10 protein-coding genes are annotated in these 15,593 nt (G+C 57.3%); all 10 read left to right on the top strand.

The genetic code is table 11. From position 1 onward, the window contains the following. The first annotated feature begins 51 nt into the window (after positions 1-51). The 10 genes from NUV55_RS08940 to prsR all read left to right on the top strand — a co-directional run bounded on the left by NUV55_RS08940 (position 52) and on the right by prsR (position 15,575). Positions 52-1,182 (top strand): glycosyltransferase family 4 protein, encoded by a 1,131-nt coding sequence (locus NUV55_RS08940; RefSeq protein ID WP_296672194.1) that lies wholly within the window; start codon positions 52-54, stop codon positions 1,180-1,182. A gap of 14 nt (positions 1,183-1,196) precedes the next feature. Continuing rightward, positions 1,197-1,844, top strand: a complete 648-nt coding sequence (locus NUV55_RS08935) for a hypothetical protein (RefSeq protein ID WP_296672192.1) — start codon at positions 1,197-1,199, stop codon at positions 1,842-1,844. Between the two features lie 10 nt (positions 1,845-1,854). Then, a complete protein-coding gene (gene pssD / locus NUV55_RS08930) occupies positions 1,855-2,991 on the top strand; it encodes a PssD/Cps14F family polysaccharide biosynthesis glycosyltransferase (protein ID WP_296672191.1) in 1,137 nt (378 codons plus the stop codon). After that, positions 2,988-3,458 (top strand): glycosyltransferase, encoded by a 471-nt coding sequence (locus NUV55_RS08925; protein WP_296672189.1) that lies wholly within the window; start codon positions 2,988-2,990, stop codon positions 3,456-3,458. The genes pssD and NUV55_RS08925 overlap by 4 nt, the downstream gene beginning before the upstream one ends. 26 nt (positions 3,459-3,484) lie before the next feature. Continuing rightward, positions 3,485-4,402 carry a glycosyltransferase gene (locus NUV55_RS08920; RefSeq protein WP_296672187.1) on the top strand — a complete coding sequence of 306 codons (918 nt, stop codon included), beginning with the start codon at positions 3,485-3,487 and terminating at the stop codon, positions 4,400-4,402. Between the two features lie 235 nt (positions 4,403-4,637). Next, positions 4,638-6,221 (top strand): VPLPA-CTERM-specific exosortase XrtD, encoded by a 1,584-nt coding sequence (gene xrtD, locus NUV55_RS08915; protein ID WP_296672185.1) that lies wholly within the window; start codon positions 4,638-4,640, stop codon positions 6,219-6,221. Positions 6,222-6,664: 443 nt separating this feature from the next. Continuing rightward, entirely contained in the window at positions 6,665-8,293 is a 1,629-nt protein-coding gene (locus NUV55_RS08910) for a glycosyltransferase family 4 protein (protein ID WP_296672184.1), read from the top strand. A 415-nt stretch (positions 8,294-8,708) separates the two neighbouring features. Continuing rightward, positions 8,709-11,099 carry a tetratricopeptide repeat protein gene (locus NUV55_RS08905; protein ID WP_296672183.1) on the top strand — a complete coding sequence of 797 codons (2,391 nt, stop codon included), beginning with the start codon at positions 8,709-8,711 and terminating at the stop codon, positions 11,097-11,099. 785 nt (positions 11,100-11,884) lie between these two features. Then, on the top strand, positions 11,885-13,987 hold the full coding sequence (gene prsK / locus NUV55_RS08900; protein ID WP_296672181.1) for an XrtA/PEP-CTERM system histidine kinase PrsK: 2,103 nt from the start codon (positions 11,885-11,887) through the stop codon (positions 13,985-13,987). Positions 13,988-14,228: 241 nt separating this feature from the next. Then, positions 14,229-15,575, top strand: coding sequence for a PEP-CTERM-box response regulator transcription factor (gene prsR / locus NUV55_RS08895; RefSeq protein WP_367280390.1), 1,347 nt, complete (start codon positions 14,229-14,231; stop codon positions 15,573-15,575). The last annotated feature ends 18 nt before the right edge of the window (positions 15,576-15,593 follow it).

Below are 15,593 nucleotides of genomic sequence, written 5' to 3'. Positions count from 1 at the left end.
ACGTCAAATAACAGGCTATTGGTCGGCGCAGGATATTGACAGATGAGAGTGATGTTCTGTGTCTATGGATATAGTCCAGAGGTAGAGCGCTTGCAGCCATGGCTCACCGTGCATCAGGTCGCGTCGGTCCTGATCGCCTCCGGGTGGGAGGTGCATCTGCTCACCGACGTGGACAAACGCCCGACCCTCGCGGGCATGCAGCATCACTATGTGCGGACCATGCGCCCCTCGAACGCGGCGGCAGTGCGCGCGGTCCTGGATGCAGTCGCTCCGGATCGCGTCATCGTGCTGACGACGCCGCTGAACCTTATGTTTTCCAGCTGGTATCAGTTTGTCCGGTGCGAACTGATCGCCTTCCTCACCTATCCGTTTTATACGCACGCCGAACTGGTCAGGGCATTGCCGCATCTGCGCCGCGAGGATTTCGTCACCTATGGGCGGCATGCGTTGGTGCCGAAGTTTCTCTGGGCGCGAACGCTCAGAAAATACTATTCCGCCGTGATTGCGCAATCGCATAGAACGGCAACGCGCGTGGCTTGCGCAGCAGGCCCGATGATCAAAGCGCACAGTCTTCATGCCGGGCTGGATCTGGATTTCTGGGCGCCGGCGAAGGTCGGTACAACTCCCACAAGATCCGTCGTTCGCTTTCTGTATGTCGGCTCGGCCAAGACGATCCGAGGATTCAATGTGCTGCTGGATGCGTTCAGCCGTCTTGGCGACCACGACATTGAACTCAGAATCCTGGCAAGGGGCAGCCCCCCCGATGAAGTGGGTGAACTGCGGCGCAGGATCGATGCCCGTGTGGTTGGCATGCGTGATCGTGTCGAGATTATCGGCGGCTGGATGGAGCGGGAAACTTATCGGGAGGAACTGCGCGCGGCCGATGTGGCGGTGCTGCCGTTCGTGCTGGTGCCGTCGGAACTGCCGGTCTCGGTTATCGAGTGCATAGCCTGCGGCACCCCGGTGATTGCCACCGATATAGACGGCCTGCCCGATGCTGTCGGTGACGCAGGCGTTATTGTGCGTTCCGGGAGCGCGGACGCCCTTGCCGCGGCCATGCGCGATCTGGCCATGGACCCGGCGCGGATCGAGCAGTTGCGTGCGTATTGCATCGAGGCCAGGAAGAGCATGCTGGACTGGCCCGGTGTCGGACGCGAATGGCTGCGGGTGTTGTCCGCTTGAACAGGTCGTCCGCCGTGCCAAGGATTATTGCCGTTACCGGTGTCGATGGCAGCGGCAAGACTACCTTGACGGACTGGCTGCGGCAGGAACTGCGTGCCAGAGGCCATGCGCCGGAATTTATCTGGTCGCGGTTCAACAACTACGTTTCCCTGCCGTTCCTGGCCGCCACGCGGCTGAGTGGGCACAATGTCTATCGTGTTCATGCCGGCGTCCGCATGGGTTTTCACGAGTTCGAGCGCCTCCCGCTGCCGCTGCGCTATCTGTTCGTCGGCTTGCAGGCCGTGGATGTGAATATCGCCACGCTGCTCAAGATACGCCTCCCCAGCCGTCATGCTCCCGTGACCATCTGTGAGCGCGGTCCCTGGGATACGCTGGTGGATATCGCCGCCGATACCGCGCTCGATGCATTGGCCGGGTCGTTTTTCGCCGGGGTGTTCTGCGGTCAGGTGGCGAAACGTACCGATATGGTGCTGGTCGAACGTGACGCCGGTCTTATCGAGAGTTCGCGTCCCGAGCTGGAATTCGACGGCAAACTGCGCCGGCGCCAGCGGCTTTATCGCCGCCTCGCGGACATCGGGGGCTGGAAGATTCTCGACAACAATGGCGATCTGAACGAAACCAAGCGGAACTTTTCGGCATGGCTGACCGCTCGAGGTTATTGAAGGTGATGAAATGATCCTGAGCTCGCCCTTGCCGGTGCTGCTGCGCTACTGGCTGGTCCAGGGCGTTCTGTACATGAATTGGATGGAGCGTCTGCACCGTTTTGCGCTGGAGGCGTTGCTGATTGTGCCGCTTGCCTGGCTGTTCGGCTTGCTGGGCGGCGGAATGTGGGCATGGATTGCCGCCTTTCTGGTCGGCCATACCCTGAGCGCGATATTCAATGGACATCCTTTCGCAGTGCTGGTGCATGATGCTGGCGTCCGGAGCGTTTGTTATTACCGGGACCGAGGCCGTTTCCTCGCCTACGTGGAAGACATGCAGGCGCGGTTGGAGCGCGGCCGGCCGGACTGTCTGGCGGGTGCGCTGGTGTTTGGCAGCATCGTGCGTGGTGTGTTTCGGCCGACCTCGGATCTGGATGCACGTTATATCCCCATGCCCGGCGCATGGAACGCCCTGAGGACGGCACATCTGGTGTTTGTTGAACGTCTGCTTGCCACCCTGAAAGGTTTTCCCATGGATATCTATATGTTCAGGGGGGCGCGGGAGACGGCCGCCAAAATGAATGTATCGGATGAACCACCACTCGTGCTTTATTCGCGTGGCAGCCTCATGGCGGAAAAGTTCGGCAAGGTCTTGTCGTTCGACGACATGAAGGACATGCTGGCGAGAAATGTGCCAGAGGTGGAGGATGTCAAGCCGCCGCGCGCCATCGTGGTCGCCTCCGGCGGCGGCCATCTAGCCGAGGCGCTGCTGGCGATCGAGGGCGTTCCCCTGCGGGCGATCATCGTGACTTTGCGGCTGCCGCATACCGAAAAGACCTTGCAGGGTGTCGGCTGGAAACGCGATTATCTGATCAACCCGCACGGTGATCCCATCAAGTATCTTATAAATATGTGGCAGAGTTTCTGGCTGGTGGTGAAGAACCGGCCCGAGCTGGTCATCAGCACCGGTGCCGGTATGGTGGTACCCACCTGCCTGATCGCCAAGTTTTTCGGCGCCAAGCTGGTGTTCATTGAAACCGCTGCGCGGGTAACCACACCCTCACGCACCGGCAAGTTCCTCTATCGGTTCGCCGATGAGTTCTACGTACAATGGGAGCCCCTGCTGAAGGTGTATCCCAGGGCGAAGTACGGGGGGGTGCTACTATGATTGTGGCGCTGGTTGGAACCGGGCCGGATTCCTTCGACAGACTGGTTCGCCCCCTGGACGCGCTGGCGGGAAAGAACGGATTGGATGTTTTCATTCAGCTTGGACATACCCGTTATGAGCCGAGTCACTGCCGCTTCGAGCGTTTCGTGGAGCGGGATGAATTGCTGAGACTGATTGAAGGCGCGGAAATTGTTATCACCCAGGGTGGCTATGGCGGTATTCGTGATGCCCTGTCGTTCGACAAGCCGATTCTGGCGGTCCCGCGGTATCCCGCCCTGGACGAGTCCCCCGACTATCAGGATGAAATGGTGCGGGCGATGGAAGAGAAGGATTACCTGATCGGCGTCTACGACATCGGGCAACTGGAGGGGGCAATCCGGCGGGCGAGAGGGTTTGTCCCGGCGGTCAGAAGCCCCAGCAAAATCCCCGCGATGCTGGCCGAGTATGTTGCGAAATACGATACCTGATATTGTCCGATGATCCAGAGAAAGCAATGAACCGGCAACGTGTCGCGATTATCGTCCCCACTTTGAATGCGGCGTCGTTGTGGAACCGTTGGGTGGAAGGGATGCGGATACAGACCTTCATGCCGGACGTGGTCCTGATCGTTGATTCTGCTTCCGATGACGGGACCGCGGAACTGGCGTTGGCGGAAGGCTATCGGGTGCACCGCATCGCCAGAATGGATTTCAACCATGGCGGCACGCGACAATTGGCGGTGGATCTCCTGGGCGACATCGATATCGCGGTTTTCCTGACGCAAGACGCGATACTGGTGCACAAGGATTCGATCAGGAATATCGTCGCATCGTTCGATACGGGCGACGTGGGCATGGCTTATGGGCGGCAGTTGCCGCGCAAGTCGGCCGGCCACATCGAGGCGCATGCCCGGTTGTTCAACTACCCGGAACAATCGAGGCAGAGGACGGCAGCCGATATACCGGCGTTGGGAGTGAAGACGGTCTTCACCTCCAATTCCTTTTCGGCCTACCGGGTGGCGGCACTCAAGGCGGTGGGAGGATTCCCGGACAACGTGATCGTTTCGGAGGACATGTACGTTGCCGCGCGGATGATCCTGGCGGGGTGGAGGGTCCACTATAATGCCGAGGCTGTGGTGGAACACTCGCACGGCTATACGTTCCTGCAGGAGTTCCGGCGCTATTTCGATATAGGCGCCTTTCATGCCCGTGAGCAATGGGTGCCGCGCCGTTTCGGCACGCTCAGTGGAGAAGGGCTCAGATTCGTGCTGTCGGAATGGCGCTATCTGGGGGCGAGGCGTTTTTATCTGTATCTGTCCTCCATCGTAAGGACGGCCATGAAGCTGCTCGGGTTCCGCCTGGGCCTGCTGGAATCGAAACTGCCCCTTTCGTTCAAGCGCGCCGTGAGCATGCAAAAGGCATACTGGAAGTAACATGGCTGAACTGCAAGTGTCGGCATCTGCCGCGGAATCAGCCGTTACCGATGAGGCTTGATTTCGGAGTTATCTATATAATTATGATAATGCTGATTGCCGGCCCGGCGGAACGTAAGAACCGAGGCGGGCAGGAAATATGCCAGGGCGTATTGGAGCCCGGAAGGGATTTTGCAGCAGGTTTTCGTAACATGGACAGTTTGATCGTGAAACGGTTGTTACAGAGGTTAATTGCATGACTTCGACTGTAGGAGAGAAGCTGACAGTGTGGAAAGAAACCCCATGGATATGGGGCTCGTTCATATTCATGGCCGCACTGCTTGGGTTTGTCTATTTCGACGGGCTGAAGGATCTCGTGCGGATGTGGAATACCAAGGAAGAATACAGCTACGGTTACCTTATCCCGGTTATCACGCTCTTCCTGATATGGCAGAGGAAAGATAGCCTCGAACGAATACCCTTTTCGGGTTCGTGGGCCGGGGCGTTCATTACCCTGCTCGGCATCGGACTTTTTGTCATTGGAAATCTGAGCACCATCTATCTGGTCATCCAATATTCTTTCCTGACTGTGATCGCCGGCCTTGTGCTGGCCTTCACGGGCTGGCGGGGGTTCCGGCTGGTTCGGGTGCCGTTGCTGTTTCTGTTGTTCATGATACCCCTGCCGCCATTCCTCCTGACCGAACTCTCCGCGCAGTTGCAGTTGATCTCATCTGAGATTGGGGTCTGGGTGATCCGGTTATTCGGCATCAGTGTTTTTCTGGAAGGCAACGTTATCGACCTGGGAATTTATAAATTACAAGTCGTCGAGGCCTGCAGCGGGCTGCGTTACTTGTTTCCTCTCATGACGCTTGGGTTCATATCCGCCTATTTCTTCAAGGCGGCGTTCTGGAAGCGCGCTGTACTGTTTCTGTCAACGATTCCCATCACTGTTCTGATGAACAGTTTTCGCATCGGCGTCATCGGTGTCTTGGTGGAGTATTGGGGCCCAAAGATGGCCGAGGGATTCCTCCACGATTTCGAGGGGTGGGTGGTGTTTATGGCCTGCACCGCGGTGCTTGTCGTTGAAATGTGGGTTCTGATCAGGATAGGGAAAGACCATCGCCCTCTGCAGGAAGTTTTCGGTCTGGAGTTTCCCGCACCGACACCGAAGGATGCCCAGGCTCAATATCGCCCAATCCCCAAGCCTTATGTGGGCGCCGCGCTCCTGATGGTCGTCGCAGCAATAACATCGGTTGCCATGCCGCAGCGGGTCGAGATCTCGCCGCCAAGGCAGGATTTCTCCCATTTCCCGATGAAACTGGAGGGATGGCAGGGAAAGAGCGAGCGCATGGAGCAGATTTATATCGATGCGCTCAAGTTTGACGATTATATTCTCGCGGATTTTGCGAACAACGACCGGCAGTTGGTTAATTTTTATGTAGCCTATTACGCCTCGCAGCAGAAAGGCGAGTCGGCGCATTCACCGCGCACTTGTATACCCGGCGGGGGTTGGCGGATTATGTCCTTAACTCCACATCTAGTGGATGGGGTTAAATTCGGTGATGCGCCTCTCCGGGTTAACCGGCTCGTGATCCAGAAGGGAGAGCATAAGCAGCTGGTGTATTACTGGTTCCAGCAGCGCGGTCGGGTGATTACCAATGAGTACATGGTGAAGTGGTATTTATTCTGGGATGCATTGACGCGCAACCGCACCGACGGCGCCTTGGTGCGTTTGACCACGATAATTCCGCCGGACGGGGATGTGGTCGCAGCGGACAAGCAGCTCGCGGAGTTTTCCGGGGAGGTTGTAGGGAGGCTGAAGGAATATATTCCGGACTAAGAATCAAATATTCGTTTTCACTACAAAGACACAAAGAGCGCCAAGGAAAATTCAATATAGTGATAGCGGTCAGTACGTGTGCGGGGCGCACCCTACGGTGCTGGATTCTGACCACGTGCAGGGGATTTTGAAATGTAGCCTGGATGAAGGCGCGCAGCGCCGGAATCCGGGAAATATTATTGCCCCGCATTGCGCTGCGCTTCATGCTGGCTACATGAGGGGCATGTGATTGTGGTAACCCTCTCCCCCTAGCCCCCTCCCGCGAGGGGAGGGGAAAAGTCCCGGTGTTCCCGTCCGGGTGCACGAAAATCACGTGCACCCGTTCGGCGGGCATAAGGCCCAGGGCCCTTTTGCAATGCTCCGCCTTACCCCGCGAAGGGGGGGGGGCGGGGAAGATCCGGTGACTATACTTCGAAGGGCATGCCCGAGAACAAGATAATCGAATGACTTATCTGCTTACCTTTATCACCGCCATGGTCGTCAGCATGGTGCTCATTCCGCTCATGGCGCGGTTGGCGCCGCGCATCGGGATGGTGGACCGCCCCGAGGCGCGCAAGGTGCATGTGAAACCGATCCCGCGCGCCGGCGGGGTGGGGATCGTGCTGGGGGCGCTGCTGCCGCTGGTGCTGTGGCTGCCGTTCGACGATCTTTTTGTCGCCTATCTTTTTGGCGCGCTGGTGCTGCTCGCCTTCGGTGCGTGGGATGACATCCAGGAGCTGGGCCATTACGTCAAGTTCATCGGCCAGTTCGCCGCGGTGATCGCGGTGGTGTTTTACGGCGATCTGTATGTCACGCGCCTGCCGTTCATGGATGCCGAGCTTTCGGGATCGGCCGGCAGGATCTTTACCGTCGTCGCCATGGTGGGGATGATCAACGCGGTTAATCATTCCGACGGGCTCGATGGACTGGCGGGCGGGATGTCGCTGCTGAGCCTGAGTGCCATGGCTTATCTGGCCTACGCATCGAACGGGGAGGCGGCGTTCCTGATCATTGTCGCGCTGGCGGCGCTTGGCGGGATCGTAGGTTTCCTGCGTTACAACACCCATCCCGCAACGGTTTTCATGGGCGATGGCGGCAGCCAGTTTCTGGGTTTCACGGCGGGGTTTCTGGCCGTGTATCTGATGGAGCATGTCAACACCGCCGCCAGTCGCGCGTTGCCGGCGCTGTTGCTGGGACTGCCGATCGTGGACATCCTGGCGGTGTTCGCCCAGCGCATCTATCACGGCATGAACTGGTTCCGGGCGAGCAAGAATCATATCCATCACCGCCTGCTGGCGCTCGGCTTCGATCACTACGAATCGGTGGTGATCATTTATTCGATCCAGACGTTGTTCGTCGTGAGCGCGATTTTCATGCTGTACGAGTCATCCGCACTGATACTGTCGCTCTACCTCGGTGTCTGCGTGTTGGTATTTGTTTTTCTTACCGTCGCGGAAAGGAACAAGTGGCGCGCGCACCGGTTGAAGCGCCGGACGGGGCTGGGGAAGATTGTGGCCTCGATCAAGAAACACCAGTGGTTCAACACTCTGCCGATGCGCTTCGTGTCCGTGGCCATCCCGGTATTTTTCGTGCTCATCGGGCTCGTGGCAACGCAGGTGCCGCGTGACCTCGGCGTGGTATCGGCCATTCTGGTGGGTATTCTGCTGTTGTATCTGGCGTTGCGGCGCGACAAGGACACCACCGTATTGCAGGTTGTCACCTATGTGACAGCGGCCTTTGTCGTTTACCTCCAGACCCGTTATTGCACTCACCTGGAACCGGTTCTGAATACGATCGAGATCGTGTATTTCGTCCTGCTGGCGGTGGCGATCGGGATTACCGTCCGCTACGGGCGCAAGGGCGAGTTCATAACCACGCCGATGGATTACCTGGTCATTTTCGTGGTTCTGTTTGCGGGATTTTTGCTGCATAATTTGCCCGAGAAGGCCGATCTGGGGGCCATGGCCGTGAAACTCATGGTCCTTTTTTACGGTTGCGAGCTGATCATCACGCGCATGCGCAAGCTGGTGCATCTCTTGACTGTCGCGACCTTGGTGACGCTCACGATATTCGCGGTGAGGGGGTTGGTGTAGCAGGATGGCGGATTGGCGCTGCGCGCCGAATCCGCCCTACGTGAACTACATGATCAAAGTAGGGTGGGTTAGGCGCGCCGTTTGTGCCGTAACCCACCAGCCGTGCCGTCAGGCACTCATTGAATAAGGTATTGTGTTGCTGCGCAATGTTTGGGGTTACGCGAAAACCGCTAACCCACCCTACGTAATAGGAGTTGCCGCAAATCGCCGGAGGATTTGGCAGGAAGGCGGATTAGCGCTGACGCGCCGAATCCGTCCTGCGAGTATTTTGGTAATATGCTGGAGAAATCGGGGTCAGAGAGGGATTTTCTTTGATGCACATTTAATAGGAACATGGGGCCAGAAAATCCCTCTCTGTCCCCAATTTCTCTGAATGACAGAACGTGAATTAAACGTAAACACCTTGGGGTATGTAATGAATCACAAATCTTTCATCGTCAAAACGATTGCGCTGCTGCTGGCGGCGCTTATTATTTCCGGTTGCGGCGGCGCCGAAAGTCGCAAGGCGAAATATCTGGCGAAGGGCAAGGCCTATATCGATGAAAAGAATTACGACAAGGCCAAGATCGAAATCAAGAACGCCTTGCAGATAGACCCCAAGTTTGCCGAGGGGTATTACCGCATGGGTATCGTGGAAGAGAAAAAAAAGAACTGGCAAGCCGCGTTCGGTAACTATTCCAAGACGCTGGAACTCGACCCGGCCCATGTGGAGGTCAAGGCCAAGCTGAGTTTTTTCCATCTGATGGCGGGCAACACAGACAAGGCCAAGGAGTTGATAGCGGAAATTCAGGCGGCGCAGCCGGATAACTTGATGGCCAAAACGCTTACTGCCGCGGTTTTGGCCAGGCAGGGCGATCAGAACGGCGCCATCCGCGCGGCCACCGAGGTGATCAAGAAAGATCCCACGCAGACCGAGGCCGTTGAGCTGCTCATGGGGCTGTACAACAAACAGGGCAACACGGCCAAGGTGGCTGAATTGCTGAATGATGCTGTAGCGGCAAATCCCAAGAATGTCTCCCTGCGGCTGCAGTTGGCCAAGGTGGCGGCGGCGGAGAAGGACATGCCGCGGGCCGAGCGATTGTTGCAGGAAATTATTTCCCTGGAGCCCGAGGTGATGGAACACCGCCTGACGCTGGCAGTGTTCCTGGCGCAGCTTGGCCAGAACGACAAGGCGGGAAAAGTCCTGCGTGATGCCATTCAGGAAAATCCCGACGATCCGCAGCGCTATCTTGTGCTTGCCGATCTGCTTGCGAGACAGGGCAAGATGGAACAGGCGGAGAAGGAGTTACGGGCGGCGATTGATGACAAGCCGAAGCTTTACCCGCTTTATCTCGGGCTGGCGAAATTCCATGAAATGAACGGTTCGCTGGACAAGGCCGAGGCAGTTTATCGTGAGGCGATAGATGTTGCCGGCACCAGACCGGCGGGCTTGACCGCCAGGAACCGGTTGGCGGAGATCAAGATACGCCAAGGCAAGCGGGACGAGGCGCAGAGTCTGACGGAAGAGGTGCTGAAGGAAAACGCCCGCGACAGCGATGCCCTCATGATGCAGGGCAAGCTGGCATTGTTGAAACAGGATGCCCAGAATGCCATCGTCGCTTTCCGGTCCGTGCTGCGCGATCAGCCAGCTTTGGTGGAGGCCCATTTACTGCTGGCAGACGCCCATGTCATGAACAAGGAAATCAACCTCGCCAAGGAAAGTATCGCCAAGGCCGTTGAAATGAATCCCGCAGATGTCCGGGCGCGTCTTGCCATGGCCAAGTTTCATGCCAGGTCTGGCGATACCGATACGGCCATGAAGAAAATCGAAGAGGCCCTCAAGATTGAGCCTGCTGATATAGAGGCGCTTGAGGCGAAACTGGAATTTTTGCTGGCCAAAAAAGACGTTAAGGGGGCACAGGCGCTGCTGGAAAAGATCAAGACGGCGCATCCGGACAAGGCCCTTGGGTACTATCAGCTGGGCCAGCTTTACCTGGTTCAGAAAAAATACGACAGCGCCGTTCAGGAGTATGAGCAGGCGCTGACCAAAACGCAGGATACCTATCTGATATTGACGGCGCTCGTTAAGGCCAGATTGGCGCAAGGCGTGCCTGACAAGGCGATTGGCCGGCTGAATGACCTTCTCAAGGAGAAACCGGATCATTCCTTTGTGCATGAGTTACTGGGCGAAGTTTATCTTATTCAGAAAAAATATGATGAAGCAGAGAAATCTCTGCTGAAGGCCATCGAGCATAATCCGAAATGGAATGTTCCATATCGTAATCTGGCGAATCTGCATATGTTGCGTGGCAATAACAGTGCAGCGGCGGAAACCTATCAGAAAGGGCTGGAGGCGATTCCGGATGATCCGCAATTGTTGCTCCATATCGCCGAGATGTACGAGCGAACCCGGGATTATGACAAGGCCATTTCCGCGTACGAGCATGTGTTGAGCAAGGATCCCGAGTCGGACATGGCGCGCAACAATCTGGCCTCATTGCTCACGGATCACAAGGGCGATGCCGCCAGCCTGAAGCGTGCCCGAGAGATGGCGCAGAAATTTGAGACGTCACGGCAGCCGGCCTACCGTGATACGCTGGGTTGGGTGCACTATAAGTCCGGCGAGAACGACAAGGCGGTTGAAATTCTGAAAGAGGTCGTGAAGCAGGCGCCTAATGTCCCCATCTTCCGGTATCACCTGGGGATGGCCTACCACAAGCAGGGCAACCTGGCCGAGGCCAAGGTTCATCTTGCCAAGGCGGTGGATGTCAAAGGCGAATACCTTGGGCTCGTTGAGGCGCGGGAGACGCTGAAGAAGATTCCGTAGCGTCTTGCGATCCCCCTCCCCCTGCCCCTCCCGCGAGGGGAGGGGGGTAATATTCCCCCGGATTCCGCTACGCTCCATCCGGGCTACAGGGGCACGGGAAAACTTGTAGCCCGCATGAAGCGCAGCGCAATGCGGGGAAATAATATGCCCACCGTTTTTCTCCTTCCCCCTCGACGGGGGAAGGGCGGGATGGGGGCGGCAGGAATCATCTGCAATTAAATCCCCCGGATTCCGCTACGCTTCATCCGGGCTACAGCCGCCGTAGGGCGGTTTCGCGGCGCAGCCGCAAACCGCCGGATGTTTTATCCGGATGGCGGATTGGCGCTGGCGCGACGAATCCGCCCTACGTGTACTGACCCCTCCTGGCATCCGACGACTCAGTGCGGTTGTCGGGGATAGCTTTCAACGCCCTGAAACCTATGGGGAATTATTCCCCGAATGACACTTTGTCGGGCTGGGTTTTGGGGTGTATTATTCAACATTAGAGAAGCAAAAGCAGTGGTTGTTGCCAGGCAGGCTCGGGCCCGGTGAAGTGGCAGGAAGGATGGCAGGAAGGCCCCCTACGAGCGCATTATCGCACAGCAACTCCTGGAAAATTAAGCATAGGGTTGTTCCGCATGGATCGCCAGCCAGTATTGGTGCAGGCTGGTTGAAGCTATTAAATGACGAACGACAGAATTTTCAATTTTGACCAGGACTGTAATCCTAGACGTCAGACATATATTGATGGATTTGTGATTGTGATTTTCTTCCGGTTGTTATCCATGAGCTGGTGCTGATCGGGCATGATTGTCGGCGTGATCAGCTACATATCCGCGGCGGGCATTTTTTTCGTGCTCATGGCGGTATTGCTGATCGGCCGCACGGACGGTTCATTCAGGCGACTGCTGGCAGCGGCCTGTGCGACCAGCGCATTGTGGGCCGCCAGCGCTGCCTATCAGGCCGCCTATGACACTTCTCTGATTGTTCCCCAACTCCTCGAACTTTTGCGTGATTTCGCATGGCTGACTTTTTTGTTGCACATGCTGCATGTCAAGACGGGGGAAAAGGGCGCGTTGTCCACCTGGCTCACCCTCACGCGTCATGGCCTTTATGTGGTGACAGCGGTAACAATGCTGTTTGCCCTTCATCTCCACTTCAACGTTACCGGTCTGTCTTTACTGTCTGGATTTGATTTTCAACTGGCCGGTCACTTGACGCTTGCGATAGCAGGTTTGGTGTTGCTGGAACATATCCTGCGCAATACGCCAGCGGATCTGATGCGTGCCATCAAATACCTGTGTTTCGGTATCGGCGGCATGTTCGTGTACGATTTTTATTTGTATTCCGATGCCCTGTTGTTTCAGCGCATCGACCCTGCGCTATGGGAGGCGCGGGGATTCATCAATGCCACCGTAGTGCCGGTGATTGGCATTGCGTTGGCCAGGAACCCGCAGTGGTCCCCGGGTGTTCTGGTTTCCCGAAGAATGGTTTTTCATACCTCCGCGTTGCTCGGAAGCGGGATTTACTTGCTTGCCATGGGGGTCGGTGGTTATTACGTCCGCGACTATGGCGGTACCTGGGGCATCGTCGCGCAGACTATCTTCATGTTCGGTGCCGCCCTGCTGCTTTTGATCCTGCTATTCTCGGGACCGTTGCGTGCGCGTTTGAGGGTATTCATCAACAAGCATTTTTTCCATTACAAGTATGATTACCGCGAGGAATGGCTGAGATTCATCCGCACCCTGTCGTCGAATGAAACGGACATTTCGCTACCGGAGCGTGCCATCCGCGCGATAGCCCAGATGATCGACAGCCCCGGCGGGGTACTGTGGATGCGCCGGGAAGACGGCCAGTACGAGCCCGCCGCCAAGTGGAACATGGAGCCCCCGCTTTCCGCCAACGAACCGGCGGGCAGTTCGCTTATCCGGTTTCTCGAAATCCAGAAATGGGTTATTAATCTGGATGAATACCGACGCGATCCCGGCCTGTATCAAAGTTTGGGTGACCTTGTGATGCCGAGTTGGCTGCGGACCTTGCCCGACGCCTGGTTGATAGCGCCGCTGATATTGCAGGAGAAATTGCATGGTTTTGTGGTGCTGGCGCGCTCTCCCGCTGTGCGGCGTCACTTCAATTGGGAGGACTGCGATCTGCTCAAAACCACCGGAACCCAGGCGGCCAGCCATCTGGTCCAGCACGCCGCTTCCCAGGCCCTGGCGGAGGCCCGGCAGTTTGAGGCATTTAACCGTCTTTCCACCTATGTCGTGCACGATCTCAAAAACCTGATTTCCCAGTTGTCGCTGGTGGTGTCCAACGCCAGCCGGCACCGGAATAATCCACTCTTTGTGGAGAACGTGATCAGTACGGTGGAAAACTCGGTTTCGAAAATGAATCGCCTTCTAACGCGCATGCGTGAAGGCGCGCACGCCGATTCCAAGCGGATGATTAATCTGGCCAACTTGCTGGAAGAGGTGGTGCATGATGCGCGGGCGAGCAAGCCGGCTCCTGTTCTGGAGTGCGCCATCGGTGACTTGGCGGTCACGGCAGACCGCGACCAGCTGGCGTCGGTAATGGGCCACGTGGTCCGCAATGCCCAGGACGCGACGTCAGACGATGGGCGCGTAACCGTCAGGCTGCAAAAGGTCAATGGCCATGCGGTAGTGGAGGTGGAGGATACCGGTTGCGGTATGGACGAGGCTTTCATTCGCGCCCGCCTGTTCCGGCCGTTCCAGACGACCAAGGGAGATTCCGGCATGGGCATTGGCGCGTATGAAGCACGCGAGTTTGTGCGTTCTCTTGGGGGAGATATCGAGGTGGAGAGCAAACCAGGCAAGGGGACTATTTTCCGTATCCAATTACCGCATCAACCCGCCCTTGAACCGGTGCGATATCAGCAGGGCCAGCATTGAGTATTACCAGAATATTTAACATTTTCCCTTCCCTGCCTCCCCCCCTCGCAAGAAGGAAGACATCCCTGCCAGTGGGTCGACATGGCGAGGAAAACAGTTCCCCCTCCCCTCGCGGGAGGGGGCAGGGGGAGGGGGGAGAATGGGGTGCGACGGTATGTTCGCGCCGACTCTCGCGCGGCACCCCCATCCCAACCTTCCCCCGTCAAAGGGGAAGGAGAACAGATAAGCCGACATTATGCCGATGAACAACAAGCTGCTGGTGGTGGAAGATGACCCCGGCCTGCAGGACCAGCTGCGCTGGTGCTTCGACCGTTATGAGGTCATCGTCGCCGGCGACCGCGCCACTGCCATGGAACAACTACGAAAGCACCAGCCGCCGGTGGTAACCCTGGACCTGGGTTTGCCACCCGATGCTGACGGCATCAGCGAAGGTCTCGCGACCCTGGAGGCAATCGTCTCACAGCGTCCCGACACCAAGGTGATCGTGGTCACCGGACAAAACGATCGCGAAAATGCCGTGCGTGCTGTTGGCTCTGGTGCCTATGATTTCTATCACAAGCCGATTGACGCGGAGATTCTCGGCATGATTGTCAACCGCGCCTACCGCCTGCGCGAACTGGAGCTGGAAAATAGCGCGCTCATGCAGCAGAAAAGCGATCATTCCGTGGAAGGCGTGGTGGCCTGCAGCGCGGAAATGGTCAAGGTATGCCGCACGGTGGAGAAGGTCGCCCCCTCGAATGCCTCAATTCTGCTTCTGGGCGATAGCGGCACCGGCAAGGAACTCTGCGCGCGATCCCTGCATGATTTGAGCCCACGGGTCAGCGGCCGTTTCATCGCCATCAACTGCGCGGCGATCCCCGAGAACCTGCTGGAGAGCGAGCTCTTCGGATATGAAAAAGGCGCCTTCACCGGCGCCGTCAAGCAAACCCCCGGCAAGATCGAATACGCCAGTGGCGGAACGTTGTTTCTGGATGAGGTGGGCGATTTGCCCATGTCCCTCCAGGCCAAGCTTTTACGGTTCCTGCAGGAACGTGTAGTGGAGCGGGTCGGAGGGCGCGAGGAGATTCCCGTCGATGTGCGCGTTGTCTGCGCTACCCATCAGAACCTCCCGGAGAAGACCAGCTCAGGGACTTTCCGCGAAGATCTCTACTATCGCATCAGCGAGATAGCCATCCAGATTCCACCATTGCGGGAAAGAGGCGGCGATATTCTGCTGTTGGCCCGCATGTTTCTTGAGCAGTTCAACCGTGAACAAGGACGAAACCTGCGCGGCTTCAACAAGGAAGCATTGACCGCCATGGAGTCATATACCTGGCCAGGGAATGTGCGCGAGCTGAAAAATCGCGTCAAGCGCGCGGTGATCATGGCGGAAGGCAAGCAGATAGTGGCCGGGGATCTTGAACTCGACGAGGTGGCAATAGATGAGGTGGGTTTAAGCCTGCGTCATGTACGCGAACAGGCAGAACGCCAGGCGATTCAGCGGGCCTTGAGCCACTCCGCCGGAAAAGTCAGCGCCGCGGCCGACATGCTCGGCATCAGCCGGCCCACCATGTACGACATGATCCGTAAATTGAATCTTAAGGTATAAATACGCCCGGCGAACGTA

The organism is Sulfuricaulis sp. (assembly GCF_024653915.1).
Taxonomy (GTDB): Bacteria; Pseudomonadota; Gammaproteobacteria; order Acidiferrobacterales; family Sulfurifustaceae; genus Sulfuricaulis.
Note: the sequence above shows the minus strand (reverse complement) of the source record. Positions and strands in the feature narration are given on the sequence as shown.